General features: G+C 71.8%; 12 protein-coding genes and 1 riboswitch. Of the genes, 6 read left to right on the top strand and 6 right to left on the bottom strand.

The features are described from left to right. Window positions 1-177 precede the first annotated feature (177 nt). On the bottom strand, window positions 178-1,014 hold the full coding sequence (locus tag LHJ74_RS25435) for a GOLPH3/VPS74 family protein (RefSeq protein WP_260220547.1): 837 nt from the start codon (window positions 1,012-1,014) through the stop codon (window positions 178-180). A gap of 231 nt (window positions 1,015-1,245) precedes the next feature. Between LHJ74_RS25435 and LHJ74_RS34265 the strand changes: the two genes are divergently transcribed. Continuing rightward, the gene (locus tag LHJ74_RS34265; protein WP_311203347.1) at window positions 1,246-3,933 is read left to right on the top strand and encodes a serine hydrolase; all 2,688 of its coding nucleotides are present in this window, start codon (window positions 1,246-1,248) and stop codon (window positions 3,931-3,933) included. Between the two features lie 76 nt (window positions 3,934-4,009). Next, complete coding sequence (locus tag LHJ74_RS25425; protein ID WP_260220564.1) at window positions 4,010-5,824, top strand: DUF8823 domain-containing protein; 1,815 nt, start codon at window positions 4,010-4,012, stop codon at window positions 5,822-5,824. A gap of 45 nt (window positions 5,825-5,869) precedes the next feature. Here the strand turns inward: LHJ74_RS25425 and LHJ74_RS25420 are convergent, their stop codons facing one another. Continuing rightward, window positions 5,870-7,408: an ATP-dependent DNA ligase gene (locus LHJ74_RS25420; RefSeq protein ID WP_260220546.1), complete on the bottom strand. Its 1,539-nt coding sequence runs from the start codon at window positions 7,406-7,408 to the stop codon at window positions 5,870-5,872. A 327-nt stretch (window positions 7,409-7,735) separates the two neighbouring features. Between LHJ74_RS25420 and LHJ74_RS25415 the strand changes: the two genes are divergently transcribed. Beyond that, the gene (locus LHJ74_RS25415; protein WP_260220544.1) at window positions 7,736-8,548 is read left to right on the top strand and encodes an SAM-dependent methyltransferase; all 813 of its coding nucleotides are present in this window, start codon (window positions 7,736-7,738) and stop codon (window positions 8,546-8,548) included. 38 nt (window positions 8,549-8,586) lie between these two features. On the opposite strand, the gene LHJ74_RS25410 is transcribed toward LHJ74_RS25415, so the two are convergent. Both LHJ74_RS25410 and LHJ74_RS25405 read right to left on the bottom strand, forming a co-directional pair. After that, window positions 8,587-9,495: a Sco1979 family transcriptional regulator gene (locus LHJ74_RS25410; protein ID WP_260220543.1), complete on the bottom strand. Its 909-nt coding sequence runs from the start codon at window positions 9,493-9,495 to the stop codon at window positions 8,587-8,589. 263 nt (window positions 9,496-9,758) lie between these two features. Continuing rightward, on the bottom strand, window positions 9,759-9,995 hold the full coding sequence (locus tag LHJ74_RS25405) for a DUF397 domain-containing protein (protein ID WP_260220542.1): 237 nt from the start codon (window positions 9,993-9,995) through the stop codon (window positions 9,759-9,761). 150 nt (window positions 9,996-10,145) lie between these two features. Here LHJ74_RS25405 and LHJ74_RS25400 point away from each other — a divergent pair, with 150 nt between their 5' ends. Then, window positions 10,146-10,376, top strand: a complete 231-nt coding sequence (locus LHJ74_RS25400) for a hypothetical protein (protein WP_260220541.1) — start codon at window positions 10,146-10,148, stop codon at window positions 10,374-10,376. Between the two features lie 412 nt (window positions 10,377-10,788). Further along, entirely contained in the window at window positions 10,789-11,949 is a 1,161-nt protein-coding gene (locus LHJ74_RS25395) for an extracellular solute-binding protein (RefSeq protein ID WP_260220539.1), read from the top strand. A 51-nt stretch (window positions 11,950-12,000) separates the two neighbouring features. Here the strand turns inward: LHJ74_RS25395 and LHJ74_RS25390 are convergent, their stop codons facing one another. Next, window positions 12,001-12,627, bottom strand: coding sequence for a LysE family translocator (locus LHJ74_RS25390; protein WP_260220538.1), 627 nt, complete (start codon window positions 12,625-12,627; stop codon window positions 12,001-12,003). A 146-nt stretch (window positions 12,628-12,773) separates the two neighbouring features. Between LHJ74_RS25390 and LHJ74_RS25385 the strand changes: the two genes are divergently transcribed. After that, window positions 12,774-14,252, top strand: a complete 1,479-nt coding sequence (locus tag LHJ74_RS25385; RefSeq protein WP_260220537.1) for an aminotransferase-like domain-containing protein — start codon at window positions 12,774-12,776, stop codon at window positions 14,250-14,252. Between the two features lie 31 nt (window positions 14,253-14,283). Here the strand turns inward: LHJ74_RS25385 and LHJ74_RS25380 are convergent, their stop codons facing one another. After that, a complete protein-coding gene (locus tag LHJ74_RS25380) occupies window positions 14,284-14,472 on the bottom strand; it encodes a hypothetical protein (protein ID WP_260220536.1) in 189 nt (62 codons plus the stop codon). A gap of 400 nt (window positions 14,473-14,872) precedes the next feature. Further along, a riboswitch (cobalamin riboswitch) is annotated at window positions 14,873-15,109 on the top strand. The last annotated feature ends 86 nt before the right edge of the window (window positions 15,110-15,195 follow it).

The raw sequence follows: 15,195 nt of genomic DNA, 5'->3' as shown, positions 1-15,195 counted from the left end.
GGCACACCGACTCGGTGTGCCCCGGTCAGGGCGCGCGTCACTCCCGGGCGCCGCAGCACTGGTGCGACGCCCGGGCCCGCGGCCCAGGGCCTGCCCGGAGCGGCGGGTGACCGGCCGGTCCGTGCCCGGCCGGTGCGTACCGCTCCGGATCGTGCGCCGATCCGGCTGCGCGCCGCCTCAGCGCGCTCCCGCACGGGCCATGCGGCCCACCGGGGCCGGATGGCGCCCCTGATCGGGAACCGGCCGTGGCGGCTGAGCGCGTTGCGCCTGCGCCTGAACCGGGGATGCCGTCGCACCCGGCCGTACGGTCGCCGCACGGTCGCCGGGCCCACCGCCCGGGCTGCCGCCCGGACCGCCGCCACCGCCGCCCGGCGCACGCCGTGGCTGCGCGGCAGCGCCGTTCTGCACATCCATCACGGCATGTGCCACGAGGCCGCCCATCGGGTCGTGCCTGATGAGGTCCCGCAGGCGCGAACGGCATGAACGCCCTTCGTTCCCGGGATAGAGATGCTTGCCGAGCCCGACCGCGTGGGCCAGTGCGGCAAGCGCCGCCGTCCGTGGGTCCGGCGGCACGCCGGTGCGGATCGCGCTGTCCAGCCGGGTCCGAATCTCCCGGCTGACCACCGACTCCGACGCCTGATAGCGCGTCGTCGGCAGCACTCCGCACATCTGGCCCGATACGGCATGCACCATGCCGCACCGCTCAAGATGCGAGAGGTAAGTCTGGCGCAGCCCCAGCCGGGGCCCGCCTATCCAGTGGACCGCGCGCACCGGGCTGCCACGCCTGCGCAGCAACTCGAGTGCGGAGTCCAGAGTCGGATCTCCTGTCGGCCGTGGCATCACCACGGCGATACGATCCCCGTCTGGGGCTATCCGTCCTGCCAGAGCCAGCTCGACTAGCTGTGCCCCGGCCAGGCCGAGGTCGAGCGACTGCGGCTGTGCAGTGGTACCCGTGGCCGGGTCCAGTGCCAGCAGCAGAAGCTCCTCCGGGATTGTTCTGCGGCTCCTGCCCATCCATGCCTCCCCGCGTGGATGAATGACAGGGTGACCCCTCTCACAATGGTCTGTCGAGGGTGCCTGGTCGGAATGTGCGGGAACCAGTAGGTATGTCGTCGTCGTCTGCGGGGTGGGAGGGCGACAGCGAGCCCGCAGAAGGCCCCCGGCGAGGTGGGACGGGGCGGAACGGAAACGGTTCCGAGAGACTGTTGACTGGTACGGCGAGCGGCGAGAGCACAGGAGGCATCGGTGGCGGGCGAGTCCCCCGACGGGTCAGCACGGGAAAGGTCGTCGGGAGAGACGGCGGGAGACGCCCGGACGGTTCCCCCCGAAAAGGAGGAAAGCCCGGCCGCGGATGCGGCCGGGGCGTCGTCGGCGGCGAAGGCGGCGGACCCACGGGCCGCGGCCGGTGCAGCGGGGACGGACGACCCCCCCGAGGCCACCGACGCCTCCGACGGCGCCGATGTCACCGACTCGACTGGTGACGACGGTGACGGTGACAGCGGCGGTGACGCGCGGCTGCGGGAGGCGGTCGCCGCGTGGGTGTCCACCGGACGCGAGGGCCCCGAGCCGGGAACGGACGGCGCCGATGCCGACGAGTCGGGCGAACCGGCGTCGGACGTGGCGCAGGCGGACGAGCCGCAGACGGACGTGCCGAAGCCTCGCGCGCCGAGGGTGGATCACCCCACGGCAATGTTCGGAGTGCTGAGGCCGGACGAGTCCGTCGGCGAGGACGATCCTGAGAGCGCGGCGCAGCAGCGCGCCGAGCTCCTCACCAACGCGTACTTCGGCACCCCGCGGCACGCGGACGCCTCGGACGACGCGCAGGACGACACCTCGGCGCGTACGGCGTCGGAGGACGCCGGAGAGGCCGCGGGGGCCGCTGAGCCCTCCGCGTCCGTCACGGACGCTCCTGAGTCCGCTGCGGCCCCGGCGGAGCCCGGACCCGTCGCTGAGGATTCAGACCCCGTGGACACGGATGACTCCGGTGACACCGCCCAGACGGCGGCTGAGGAAGTCGGCGCGCAGGCGCCCGGCGGTACGGCCCCGTCCGCGGAGGACGGCTCGGGTGGCTCGGGTGGCTCCGGTGGCTCCGGTGAGGGCGACGGGGACGCGCGCCCGGCCGCGGCCGGGCAGGCATCGGGCGAGAAGTCCGAGGCGCCCCCGGGCTCCGGTTCCGAGCCCGACGAGGACGCCGGTGAGCCGCCCTCCGGAAAGGCGCCGTCGGTGCCGGACGCATCGCCCGCGGGCGATGCGGCATCGGCCGCAGCCGCAGCCGAGGGTGTTGACCGCCCGACGACGGCGATACGTGTACCCAAGAAGGTCAGGGAGCCCGGCACATCCCAGGCTGCAGCCGCGCCGCTGCCCCAGGCTCAGGACGCCGACGCCGACACCGACGACGGCAACGCCGACAGCGACGGGACCGCGGAGAGGAAGTCCGAGCGGACCAGCCAGTTCATACCGCTCAAATCGGATGACCGCCCGGCGCGCCCGGCCATGCCCCCGCAATCCCCCGCCGCAGCGGCCCGTACGGAGGCGGCCGACGCCGCCCCCGACGCCCGCCGGCCGGAGGCTCCGCCCGCCGTCCCCCAGGCGGGCCCGCAGCCCCCCGCCGTGCCGCCCGCCCCGGCCCAGCCGCTGGCCGATCCGCCCCCGCTGGACCTGCTGGCGCAGCTGACCAACAAGCCCGCGCCGCCCGAGACGCCGATGCGTACGGTGGTGCGGCGGGTCAAGATCTGGACGCCGGTCGTCCTCTTTCTCGTCATCGCCTTTGTGATCGCGCAGATCGTCCGGCCCCTGCCGGAGTCCTCCCTGTCGATGACCGCACCGGCCTCCTACGCCTTCGACGGCGGCAAGCCGTCGATGCCATGGCCCAGCGAGGGGCAGGCGTATGTCGAGGTGTCCGGGCTGGGCGCGCTGGGTTCGTACGGTGACAAGGACAAGCCGGTGCCGATAGGCAGCGTTGCCAAGACCATGACGGCCTATGTCATTCTCAAGAACCACCCGCTGAAGAAGGGCGAGCCCGGCCCGCCCATCACGGTCGACAAGAAGGCCGAGGAGGACGGCAGGCTCGGTGAGGGCAATGGCGGCGAATCAGTGCTGGACACCGTCAAGGAGGGTGACAAGCTCTCCCTCCGGGACGCGCTCTCGGCCGTGATGATCCCGTCCGCGAACAACATCGCGCGGCTGCTCGCACGCTGGCACAGTGACGGTTCCCAGAAGGCGTTCGTCGAGGAGATGAACGAGACCGCCAAGGAACTCGGCATGAAGAACACCGAGTACACCGACCCCAGCGGTCTCATGGAGTCCACCGTCAGCACCGCCGTCGACCAGGTGGAGCTGGCGAAGAAGGTGATGGAGATACCGGCCCTGGTGGACATCACCAAGCTGCCGACCTGGACCGACCCGTCCGGCAAGCAGTGGCGCAACTACAACACGTTGGTGCCGTACAACGGCGCGATCGGCCTCAAGACGGGCAGTACGACGAAGGCAGGCGGGAACCTGCTCTTCGCGGGCCGGAAGAACATCGGCGGCACCACGCAGCTGATCGTCGGCGCCGTGCTGGGCCAGCACAAGCCGCCGATCATCGACACCGCCAACGCGGTGAGCAAGGAGCTGCTGATCGCGGCGGGGGAGACGCTGTCGGCCCAGAAGGTCGTCAAGAAGGGTGATGTGGTCGGGCAGGTGGACGACGGGCTCGGGGGTCTGACGCCGGTTGTCGCGACCAAGGACGTCACCGCCGTCGGCTGGTCCGGGCTGAAGGTGAAGCTCGCGCTGAAGACCGGCGCGAAGGGGATTCCGCAGACGGCGGACGCGGGCGAGAAGGTGGGCACGCTGACCGTCGGCGACGGTCCGGGCCAGGTGAAGGTGCCGGTGGCACTCCAGGATGATCTCGTGGAGCCCGGTTTCGGGGACAAGGTCACCCGCGTTCAGTGAGCCGAGCACGCGCCAGTAGTCGGTAGCCTGGCTCGACGCAATGGCCTCGGGGGGAGAAGAGGGCGCAGTGACGACCATGCGGCCGCCGCGCGTGCGGGCGGCGGACGACGAGGGTGACGGCGACATACGCCCGGCACCCTCGGCGAGACGTGCCCTTCGCGACGCGTGGTGGTTCCCCGTACTCGCTGCCATGCTGTTCGCCTCGGTGCTGCACCTGCTGTGGCTCTGGCTGGTGGCGAGCGGCGGGGGCGACCTGGCGGCGCAGGACGCGTGGGCGGAGTTCGTCGGCCGCCATCCGGATTCGGCGTACAACCTCGCCTGGTACGGGGGGATGCACCCGGTCTCGTACAGCGTGATCTCGCCGTATCTGATGGCGGTGATAGGCGTCCGCCCGGTGCTCATCCTTTCGGGGGTGATCTCGGCGGGTTTGCTGGCGCTGATCCTCGTACGGGCCCGGGGGCTGCGGCGCCCGATGGTGCCCGCGCTGTGCGGTGCCCTGACCTTCGCCTGCAACGCGGCCTCCGGCCGGGTCACCTTCGCCCTGGGGACGATGTTCGCGCTGGTCGTCATCGCGCTGCTGTGGGCCTGGCCCCGCCGGTGGGGGCGCCGTCCGGTGCTGCGCGGCGTGCTCGTCGGGCTGACGTCCGCGCTCGCGACGGCGGGAAGCCCCGTCTCCGGGCTGTTCCTCCTGGTGGTGGCCGCGGCGCTGCTGCTGCGCAAGCGGTGGGCCGTTGCCTGCGCGGTCGGACTGCCGCCGCCGATCATGGTGGGGCTCAGCACGCTCCTCTTCCCGTTCTCGGGAGAGATGCCGATGCCCTGGGTGTCGGTGTTCTTCCCGCTGTCCTCCGCGATCGGGGTCCGGCTGCTCGCGCCCACGAGCTGGTGGACGGTCCGCCGCTGTGCCGAGATCTACGGCCTCGGCATCGTGCTGACCTGGGCGATTCCCTCCCAGATCGGCTTGAACGTCGAGCGGCTGGGGCTGATGTTCGGCACGGTCGTGCTGGTCGCTCTGATTCCCACCGTGACGGCCCAGCGCTCCCGCCGCCGAGGGATCGCACTGATCGTCGCACTGCTGCTCGCGGCAGGCTTCCAGATCGGCAAGCCCACCTGGGACGTCATTCACACCACCCCGGAAGCCGCCTGGGCACACGACCTGGCACCGCTGGTGCATCAGCTCGACAAGCGGGACGCGGACCGCGGCCGGGTCGAGGTGGTCCCGGTCGAGAGCCACCGGGAGGCATCGGCCATCGCGCCGTACGTGAATCTGGCGCGCGGCTGGAGCCGGCAGGCCGACACCGGGCGCAACCCGCTCTTCTACGAGGAAGGCGGGCTGAGCCCGAAGCGCTACCACGAGTGGCTGCGGCGCTGGGCCGTGCGCTTCGTCGTGCTCTCCTCGGACGAACCGGACATCGCGGCGCGGGACGAGGCGCGGATAGTCCGCTCCGGACAGCCGTATCTGCGCAAGGTCTGGTCGGACCCGAACTGGACGCTCTACCGGGTGAACGATCCGATGCCGCTGGCCTCACCGCCCGCCGAGGGCGCGCGCGCAGACCCGGGCGAGGTGACGGTGAAGGTGCGGCACGCAGGCGAGGTGCTGGTCCGCATCCCCTGGTCACCCTGGCTGGGGCTGGTCAACGAGGACGGCGAGCGGATCAAGCCGCCCGACCGGCTGGCGACCAACAAGAACGGCTGTCTCCGTCCTGCCGATCCGATGCCGAGCGAGCCCACGCGGATCCCCTCGAAGGGCGAGGACGGCGAGGACGGCGAGGAGGAGCCGCTGACCGACGAGTGGACGGTGCTGGACGCGCCGCGCGCGGGCACGTACCGGCTGGCCGCGCCCTACCGGCTGCCGCGCGGCACACCGTGCCCGGAGCAGTCGCAGGACGACTGACACACGGGGCGGCGGCCGGGGCCATCCGTTGCCTCAGCCGTCGCCTCAGCCGGGCAGCGCGTCGATCACGGTGCCGACCGTGTCCGCCGCCGACGCAGTCTTGTCCTCGCGGAAGCGGAGGACCCGCGCGAACCGCAGTGTCACCCCCGCCGGATAGCGCGAGGAGCGCTGCACCCCGTCGAACGCCACCTCCACCACCAGTTCGGGGCGTACCACAACGCCCCACGGTTCGGTGCGGACGGCGAGCTGCTGGAGCCGCTCCGTCTGCCAGGCCAGCAGTACGTCCGTGAGCCCCTTGAAGGTCTTGCCCAGCATCGCGAAACCGCCGTCCGCCCGGCGGGCGCCCAGATGCAGGTTGGACAGCTTGCCGGTGCGCCGCCCATGGCCCCACTCGGCGGCCAGCACGACCAGGTCCAGGGTGTGCACCGGTTTGACCTTGATCCAGGAGGCGCCGCGCCTGCCCGCGCTGTACGGGGAGTCGAGCGCCTTGAGCACCACGCCCTCCTGCCCGCCCGCCACAGCCTCCTCGGCGAAAGCGCGGACCGCCCGGCGCACGGACTCGTCCCCCGGGTCGGCGGCCTCCATCCGGCGCACCCGCAGGGCCTCCGGCGCGATGCGGGTGAGCTCCGCGTGCCGGACGGCGGCGGGCTCGGCGAGCAGGTCGCGGCCGTCGAGGGAGAGCAGGTCGAAGAAGGCGGGGGAGAGCGGCAGCGACGCCTGTGCCGTGGCGACGTCGAGCCGTGAGCCGACCCGCGAGGACGTCTCCTGGAAGGGGCGCGGGCGGCCCCCCGGCCCGAGCGCGATGACCTCGCCGTCCAGCACGGCGCGGGTGGCCGTCAGCTGCCCGGCCGCCGCCGTGACCTCGGGGAGCCGCTCGGTTACCTCCTCCAGGGTGCGGGTGTAGATCCGTACGCCGCTCGGGTCCAGATGCACCTGCACCCGGATGCCGTCCAGCTTCTCGTCGACGCAGCAGGGTCCGAGCCGGTCCAGCGCCTCGTCCACGTCCTTCGCGGTCTGCGCCAGCATGGGATGTACGGGGCGGCCCACCTCCAGGCGGAAGGCCGTGAGAGCCGCGGGGCCTTCCGCGAGCAGTGCGCGGGCGACGGTGCCGAGCGAGCCGCTGAGCATCACCGCGTGCCGTACCTCGTCCGCCCCGGCTCCGGAGGCCGCGGCGAGGCCCTCGGCGGCGAGGGCGTCCAGGGCGCCCTGGCGCAGCTCGCCGGCGATCAGCCGGATCAGGAAGTCCTGTTCCGGCGCGGTGGCCGCGCCCAGCAGGGACCGCAGGAGCCGTGCCCGTTCCGCCTGGGCACCCTTGCCGGACACCGCGCCGATGGCGGTGAGCGCCTCGTCGAGCTCGGCGAGGGTGAGCCGTGCGGCGGTGGCGGGCGCGGGCGGGTCCTGCAGGGCGCGCCAGCCGACGCCGATGCGGCGCTGCGGGAGCCGTCCGGCGAGGTAGGTGATGGCGAGCGGCGCCTCTTCCGGCGGGGTGGCGCGGAACAGCCGGGCGAGCAGGGCGGTCTTCTCCGTACGCGCGGAGGCGGCCGTCACCTCCAGGGAGGTCTGGGCGACATCAGCCAGCAGCATGGGTCCATCGTGCACCAGGGCAGCTCCGGACAGCGCCGGACACCCAGGCGAGCTCCGGGCGGTCCGGGCGGTCCGGGCGGTCCGGGCGGCTCGGGCGGCTCGGGGCAGCGCGGGGCGCGCACGCCGCGGCGGATGCGCCGGGGTGCGCCGGTGCACAGGGGCGCGCCGCATCGGCTCCCGCCTCTCCGTTCCGTGGGACGGATTTCTTCGTCTGACGTGGCGTCAAGGCTCCGTGGCGTGGAATGATTCTCCGCGACCGCGCGATTACGGATCGCGCGTGAGCAGACGGTGGCGGAGCGCGCGCGAGCGCGGAAGAGTGGGGTCAGCATGCCGCAGTACGACGGGGCGGGGCGGCCCGTGGTGGATGTGACCACGCCGAGCGTGGCCCGGATGTACGACTTCTATCTGGGCGGCAAGGACAACTACGCGGTGGACCGCGCCGCGGTCGCCGAGCTGGACGAAGTGGTGCCCAGTACCAGGGCGCTCGCACTCAACAACCGGCGGTTCCTGCGCCGGGTGGTGCGCAGGCTGGCCGAGGAGTACGGCGTCCGCCAGTTCCTGGACCACGGTTCAGGTCTGCCGACGCAGGACAACGTGCACCAGGTCGCCCAGCGCGTCGACCCCGGCGCGCACGTGGTCTATGTGGACAACGATCCGATCGTGCTGGCGCACGGCCGGGCGCTGCTGGAGGAGGACGAGCGGACCGTCGTCATCCAGGCGGACATGCGGGACACCGAGGGCATCTTCGAGCGCCCGGAGGTGCGCCGTCTGGTCGACTTCTCGCAGCCGGTCGCCGCGTTGTTCGTGTCCGTCATGCACTGCCTGCCCGATCCCGACCCGGAAACGCTGCTGAAGCAGGTGGTCGAGCGGTTACCGGCGGGGAGTTTCCTGGTGGTCAACCAGCTGGTCAGTGAGGAACGGGAGACGCGCGACTTCGTCACCGACTTCATGGACCGCAGCACACACGGCTGTTGGGGCCGGGTCCGCGAACCACACGAGGTGGCGCGGTACTTCGACGGGCTGAAGGTGCTGGATCCCGGCCTCGGCCGGATCGACGCCTGGCGGCCCGATTCGGAGCTGTGCCCGCGGCAGCGCACCGACGAGTGGTACGAGTTCGGCGGCGTGGCGCGTAAGGGGTAGTGGCCGGGCACCCGGGAAGCGGGCTGCCCGCGCGCGGTTCAGAGCCGTTCGCGCATCCTCTTGAGGAACTCCACCGTGCGGGAGGGAGGTTCGGCAGTCGCCGACAGCCGGTCCATCACCACTATGTAGTTCTCCACCTCGTCCTGCTTGTCCAGATAGAGCGCCGTGGTGAGCTGTTCGAGATAGACGATGTCGGGAAGATCCGGCTCCAGGAAGCGGAGGATGGTCACCGGCCCGCCCGCGGCGGCGAGGCCGCCGATGTCGAACGGTGCGATCTGAAGCGTGATGTTCGGTTGCGCGGCGGCCTGGAGGAGATGGTCGATCTGATCGCGCATCACGTCGGGACCGCCCAGCGGACGGCGCAGCGCCGCCTCGTCCAGGATCGCCCACAGTTTGGGCGCGTGCGGCCGGCCCAGCACTTCCTGCCGGTCCATCCGGAGCCGGACGCGCCGCTCGATGTCCTTCGCCGGGGCACGCGGGTGCCCGAGTTGGGCGCAGGCGCGGGCGTACTCCTCGGTCTGCAGCAGGCCGGGCACGAACTGCACCTCGTAGGTGCGGATGACGGAGGCCGCCTCCTCGAGGCCGAGCAGCTGCTCGAACCACTGCGGCAGCACGTCGTTGTACTGATGCCACCAGCCGGGGATGCTGGCCTGCCGGGCGAGGGCGAGGAACTCCGCGCAGTCTCGCAGGTCGGTGACGCCGTAGAGGGCGAGCAAGTCCGCGACGTCCCGGTCCTTGTATCCCGTACGCCCCAGCTCCAGGCGGCTGATCTTCGCGTGGGAGCCGCGGATCGCGTCGCCCGCCGCCTCGCGCGATATGCCCGCTGCCTCGCGCAGCCGCCGCAGCTGGGTGCCCAGCACGATGCGGAGGATCGTCGGCCCGCCCCTGGGGTGGTCGAGAATGCGCCGGACCGACGACTGCTCCGCCCGCGCAGGCCGTGCTGGCATGTCCCATCTCCCCTGTCCGAATGCCGTGTTGCCGCGTACCTCGCGACGTCTGGCGTACGGCTGTACGGCGTTGTAATGCTTCAGTCTCGCACTCGGGTGCGCGAGCGTACAGCGGCGCACGCGGCGAGCTCACGCGGGCGCACAGGAATGCTCTCGGGTCCGCGGGTGCGCGCGCGAGCATGCGCGCGCCGCGTGCCCGTTGCGGGCACGCGGCGCCCTTGTGCGATACGTGCGGTGGACGGTGTTTGGTGGGCAGGGTGCGGTCAGGACCGCAGGAAGTCGTCGAAGTCACCGTCCTTCGCGCCCTGGATGAAGGCGGTGATCTCTGCCGGTGTGTAGATGAGCGCGGGGCCGGAGGGGTGCCTCGAGTTGCGTACCGCAACACCGCCACCGGCCAGTTCGGCCAGCTCGACGCAGTTGCCGCTCGGGTTGCTCCGCCGGCTCTTGCGCCAGATGACGCCCGCTAGCCGCGAGTCCTGCATGCCATGGTCAATATGCATGGGAAGCACCTTCCCACAGCGAAGTGTGCTTGCACCTGTTCTTGCATGTGTTCTTGCATGTGTACTTGCAGAGGTGTTCGCGGCGGGGGATGATGGCGTCGATCAGGCGCGGTATGCCTCCAATCCCCAAGTCTCGCTGCGGAGTTCGTGATGACGACACCCTCCCGTCTGCTGTCGGACGTGGATGAGCAGCCGTACGCCTGGGAAGCTCCGCTCACCCGCCTTCTGTTGCTGCTGGAGATCGCCAGCGAGCCGGACTGGCTGCGTGAACTGGCGGTGGCCACGGGTGATTCGCCCGGCCGCACGGGGGAGTGGCCGAGCGAAGGCGCCCGCGAGCCGGCGGGTGAGCGGGCGGTGCTGTGGGACGGGCTGCGCGAGTAGCCAGAGCCGCCGCCCGCCCCGACTCCCTTGTCACGTCGTCTAGTTGACCCAAACCCCGTGCCCCGGCGCTGTCGCCCCGGGGCACGGAAGCGCGCGGCGAGAGCGCGCCAACTGCAAGCGGTTGCGCGGGGAATGCCATGGTATGCGGTGGTAAACACGGGGCCCCGAATCCGCGAAGCCGAAGATGCACATGCGGTAATCTGGACCTCACAGTGCGCGGCACGGCACACTCCCCTCCGTGCCGGTGGTGACCGCTCCGGTACGGAAACGGATCACTGAGCTAGAGGCGGTACGAGCAGTGCGGCGACGATATTCGGGGCTTGTCGCGGTGGGGTTGGCCACGAGCCTTCTCTCCACGCTGACGGCCTGCGGGGGCGCGGATTCCCAGAGCGGCGATGTCACACTCCAGTTGGTGGCCATTGAGCACGGCCACCAGTCGGCGGACAGTTCCAAACGCTACTGGAGCAAATTGATCAAGGATTTCCGGCGCACGAACCCGGAGATCAACGTAGAGGTTGACGTCTTCAGCCGGGCCGAGATAGACGACCGGGTCGCGGAGATGGTCAAGCAGGGCAAGGAGCCCGATCTCGCGCAGTCGGTCGGTTCCTTCGCCGAGTACGCGGAGGACGGCAAGCTCTACAACGCGAGCGACGTCCTCTCCACGCCCGCTCAGGGCGAGCTCATCACCGCGCTCGCCGAGGCGGGCACCGTGCGGCGGGTGCAGTACGGACTGCCGTTCGCCGCCAGCACCGAGGCGCTCTACTACAACAGGAAGCTCTTCGCCGAGGCGGGCATCGACGACCCCCCGCGCACATGGAAAGAGGTGCGCGAGGCAGCCGTCGCACTCGACGAGGCGGGCATCGACACACCGTACGGCCTGCCGCTGGGCAAGCAGGAGGCCCAGATCGAGACGCTCAACTGGATGGTGGGCGGCGGCGGCAACTACGCGAGTGACGCGGGCACGTACGACATCGACTCCCCGCAGAACGTCCGCACGTTCAGCTGGCTGCGTGACGAGCTGGTCACCCCCCGCCTGACCGGGGACGACCCCGCCTCGACCAGCCGACAGGACGCGTACACCTCCTTCGCGAAGGGGGAGGTCGGCATGCTCAACGGCAACTCCTCGCTGATGGGCCTCGCGCTGGAGAGCGGCGTCGACTACGGGTGGGCGCCGCTGCCGGGCAGGACCGGGCCCGCCAAGGGGGCGGCCGGGATGGTGGACTGGATGACGGCGTTCACCCGGAACGGCCACCAGGAGGAGATCCGCACCTTCCTCGATTTCGTCTACGAGAAGAAGAACGTCATCGACTACGCGGAGCGGCACGGGCTGCTGCCGGTCACCGCCAGCGCCTCGGAGGCGATGCGCGAGGACGAGAAGCACCGCCAGCTGTGGGACTTCCTGGACCAGCTGCCGAACGCGCGCTTCTTTCCCGTCAACATGGTCTCGTGGGGCTCGACGGTGCGGAGCGTGCAGTCGAGCATCGGAAGAGCGGTCGCCAAGGACGGCAACCCGCGGGCAGTCCTCGGGTCGGTGCAGCGCAAGGCGAACGCGGCCGAGGTCGCCAAGAGCTGACACCGAGTCAGGACACCGGCAGACCCGTGCGCCCTGGCCTGGCGTCGACCGTCAGGCCAGGGCCGCCATCGCACCAAGCGCGAGATACACGCCGCCCACGGCGAGATGCTGCCGCCCGAGCACGCCGGGGCGGCTGTGCAGCCAGCCGCTCAGGGCGCCACCGGCCAGCGCGTAGGTGGCGTCCAGAGTGACGGAGAGGGTGAGGAAGACGACGCTCAGCGTCAGCATCTGGGCGCGGGCGACGCCGGTGCCCGCGCCGTTGTCGACGAACTGCGGGAAGAAGGCGAGGAAGAACAGCGTGACCTTCGGGTTGAGCAGGTTCACCAGCGCTCCTTCGCGGAACACCCTTACCGCCGAGGCGTGTTCACCGCCGCCCGTGAGCGCGCTGGAGCCGCGCTGCCGCAGCGCCCGCACCCCGAGCACCAGCAGGTAGGCGGCGCCCGCGTACTTCACCGTGGCGAACGCCGTCTCGGACCGGGTGATGAGGGCGGAGACGCCGAACACGGCCGCGGCGAGATGCACGAGGGTTGCCGATTCCACCCCCAGGACCGACACCAGACCGGTGCGGCGGCCGTGGGCCACGCTGTGCGTCACGATGTAGACGAGGTTCGGGCCGGGTACCAGGATCAGCGCGAGCGAGGCCGCGCAGAACGCCAGCAGGCGGGCGGGGTCCGGCATCAGTCCCGCACCCGTCCGTACGGCGGGCAGGCGCGGGCGGGAGGTGGTCTACGGTCGATGTCCATGGGTGGCTCCGTTCCTGGGGCGTGCTTTCCCGCCAGCCTGGTCCTCGGAGGGGCGGCGCACCCGTGCCAAAGGAGGCGGAAGTGGACCGGAACGAGACGGGCCGCCCCGGCTGTGACCTGCCCGGCGAGCCCGCCGCGCTGGTCGCCGTCCTCGGCGACTGGATGCGGGGGCCCGGGCCGCTCTACCGCAAGCTCGCCGCCGCGCTCGCCCGCGCGGTACGGCGCGGCGATCTCCGGCCGGGCGAACGCCTGCCCTCCGAACGCGCCCTGGCGGCGGCCCTCTCGCTGAGCCGTGCCACCGTGTCGACGGCGTACGAGGAGCTGCGCGGCCCGGGAGTACTGGACAGCCTGCGCGGCAGTGGTACCCGGGTCGCCGGGCCACCTCTGGGGCAGCGGCCGCCCGGTGCTGACGGCAGGGTCCCCGGCGGTCGGGCCACCTCGCTGGTGCAGCGGCTGGTCGACGGGCCGGAAGGCCCCGGCGGGGTCATCTCGCTTGCCACCGCCTCCGCGGGAGCCGTGCCGCAGGTACGGGAAGCCCTGCTGGAGCTGGCCGGGCGGGATCTGGACCCGCTGCTCACCGACATCGGCTACCACCCCCGCGGCCTGCCCGCCCTGCGTGAGGCCCTCGCGGCCCACTGCTCGGAGGGCGGCACGCCCACCAGCCCCGGCCAGGTGCTGGTGACCACCGGCGCCACCCAGGCGCTGGCGCTGGTCGCCCGGCTGTATCTGCGCCGACGGGACACCGTCGTGGTGGAGCAGCCCAGTTGGCCCGGCTGCCTGGACGCCTTCCGGGCACTCGGCGTCAGCCTGCACGGCGTGCCGATGGACGAGGACGGCGTACGGCCGGACGCGCTGGACCGTGCGCTGCGCGACCGCGCGCCCGCCCTGCTGTTCGTGATGCCGACTTACCACAACCCGACGGGCACCCTGATGTCCGGGGGAAGGCGGCGCCGGGTAGCCGAACTCGCCGCCCGCCACCGGGTGCCGGTTGTCGAGGATCTCGCCTACGACGCCAGGTTCAGCACCCTGGCCGAGCCGCCGCCCATCGGCGCCCACGCCGGACGGGACGCCGAGGTTCTCTCCGTCGGCTCACTGGCCAAATCCGTCTGGGGCGGGCTGCGGATCGGCTGGATCCGCGGACCGGAGCAGACCGTGGAGCGCCTCGCCCGGCTCAAGACACTCGCCGACCTCGGCGGCCCCGTGCTCGAACAGGTCCTGGCCGCCCGGCTGGTGCCGCAGCTCCCCGGGATCCGGGTGCAGCGGGCGGCGGAGCTGCGGGAGCGGCTGGCCTGGCTGGAGCGGCTGCTCGCCGAGCATCTGCCCAGCTGGCGGTGGCGCACGCCCGACGGCGGGTCGGCACTGTGGGTACGGCTGCCGGACGAGGTGGACGCCGGGGTGTACGCGCAGGTCGCACTGCGACACGGTGTCGAGGTCGTGCCGGGGGCCGCGATGGATCCGGAGGGTGCGTACGACAGTCACATCCGGGTGCCGTACACCCTGCCACTGCCGACGCTCACCGAGCTCGTGCGGCGGCTGGCGGCGGCGTGGGACGATCTGTGAGACGGGCCCGAGAAGGCCGAACTGACAGGCCCTAAGCCGCCTCCTCGCTGCGCACCCGTCCGCTGGCGGCGTCCATCCAGGCCTGCCGCAGCCGCGCCAGCTCCGCGAGGTCGGCCGGAGTCCACACCGCGCGGCCTGCCACGAACGCGCGGATCGCCGCATTGGCCTCCTCGACAGGTAACCGCGAGGACCTCGGTGCAGGTGAAGAACTAGGGGACATACCGTCAAGGTTAGGCCAGGGAAGCCGTAATCTCACCCACCGCGTTCAGGACAAGACTCCCCGGATACGCCCCCTGCGCCCCGCGCCCGGCCTGCCCCCTTTGCCGTACGGGCGGGCCCGGCGGGCATACCCGGCGCACTCCTTCGTGATTCCGTACGCCCCCGAGCTGCGAATTCGCCCGTACGAGTGGAAGGTGACCGCATGCGCGGCGGACTCCTGCGCGGGGCAACTGCCCGCGGCAGGGCTTCGGCGGTCACGTGCCGACTGGCCCGGAATGGGTGGCAGATCGTGTGGAACGTCACGGATCCGGCAGCCCCGCGCGGCGGCCAGGCCCGCTGTCGGCCGGTCCCGTCGACTCCGCTGCCGCAGTGCCGTCTTCACCCGGCCGGGCAGCCTGTGGTTGTGTAGCCCGTGCAGCTGGTTCGATCCGCCCGCCAGGCGGAGGCGACGACAAGAGGGAACCTGGTGAGAATCCGGGACTGCCCCGCAGCGGTGAGCGGGAACGAACGGCGTCATGCGCACTGGGCCGACCAGGTCTGGGAAGCGACGGCCAGTAGGAGCCCTGCCCGGTAGCGACCGACAGCAACCGGCGGGTGTGCCCGCGAGTCCGAAGACCTGCCACTGCTCGCGTGCGGTCCCGCACGCGGTGATCTCGGTGACCTCGAGGGCGGGTCGGCGGATGGACGGGCACCCACGCACGCGGGTGGAGCCGGTGGCGGAGGC

The sequence above is a fragment of the Streptomyces gossypii genome (genome assembly GCF_025165795.1).
GTDB lineage: Bacteria > Actinomycetota > Actinomycetes > Streptomycetales > Streptomycetaceae > Streptomyces > Streptomyces gossypii.
Note: the sequence above shows the minus strand (reverse complement) of the source record. Positions and strands in the feature narration are given on the sequence as shown.

Excerpts from the sequence above, each read along its gene's own strand:
- LHJ74_RS25435 (WP_260220547.1), bottom strand. The coding sequence starts at position 1,014 with ATGGGCAGGAGCCGCAGAACAATCCCGGAGGAGCTTCTGCTGCTGGCA.
- LHJ74_RS25425 (WP_260220564.1), top strand. The coding sequence starts at position 4,010 with ATGCGGCCGCCGCGCGTGCGGGCGGCGGACGACGAGGGTGACGGCGAC.
- LHJ74_RS25420 (WP_260220546.1), bottom strand. The coding sequence starts at position 7,408 with ATGCTGCTGGCTGATGTCGCCCAGACCTCCCTGGAGGTGACGGCCGCC.
- LHJ74_RS25415 (WP_260220544.1), top strand. The coding sequence starts at position 7,736 with ATGCCGCAGTACGACGGGGCGGGGCGGCCCGTGGTGGATGTGACCACG.
- LHJ74_RS25410 (WP_260220543.1), bottom strand. The coding sequence starts at position 9,495 with ATGCCAGCACGGCCTGCGCGGGCGGAGCAGTCGTCGGTCCGGCGCATT.
- LHJ74_RS25405 (WP_260220542.1), bottom strand. The coding sequence starts at position 9,995 with ATGCATATTGACCATGGCATGCAGGACTCGCGGCTAGCGGGCGTCATC.
- LHJ74_RS25400 (WP_260220541.1), top strand. The coding sequence starts at position 10,146 with ATGACGACACCCTCCCGTCTGCTGTCGGACGTGGATGAGCAGCCGTAC.
- LHJ74_RS25390 (WP_260220538.1), bottom strand. The coding sequence starts at position 12,627 with ATGCCGGACCCCGCCCGCCTGCTGGCGTTCTGCGCGGCCTCGCTCGCG.
- LHJ74_RS25380 (WP_260220536.1), bottom strand. The coding sequence starts at position 14,472 with ATGTCCCCTAGTTCTTCACCTGCACCGAGGTCCTCGCGGTTACCTGTC.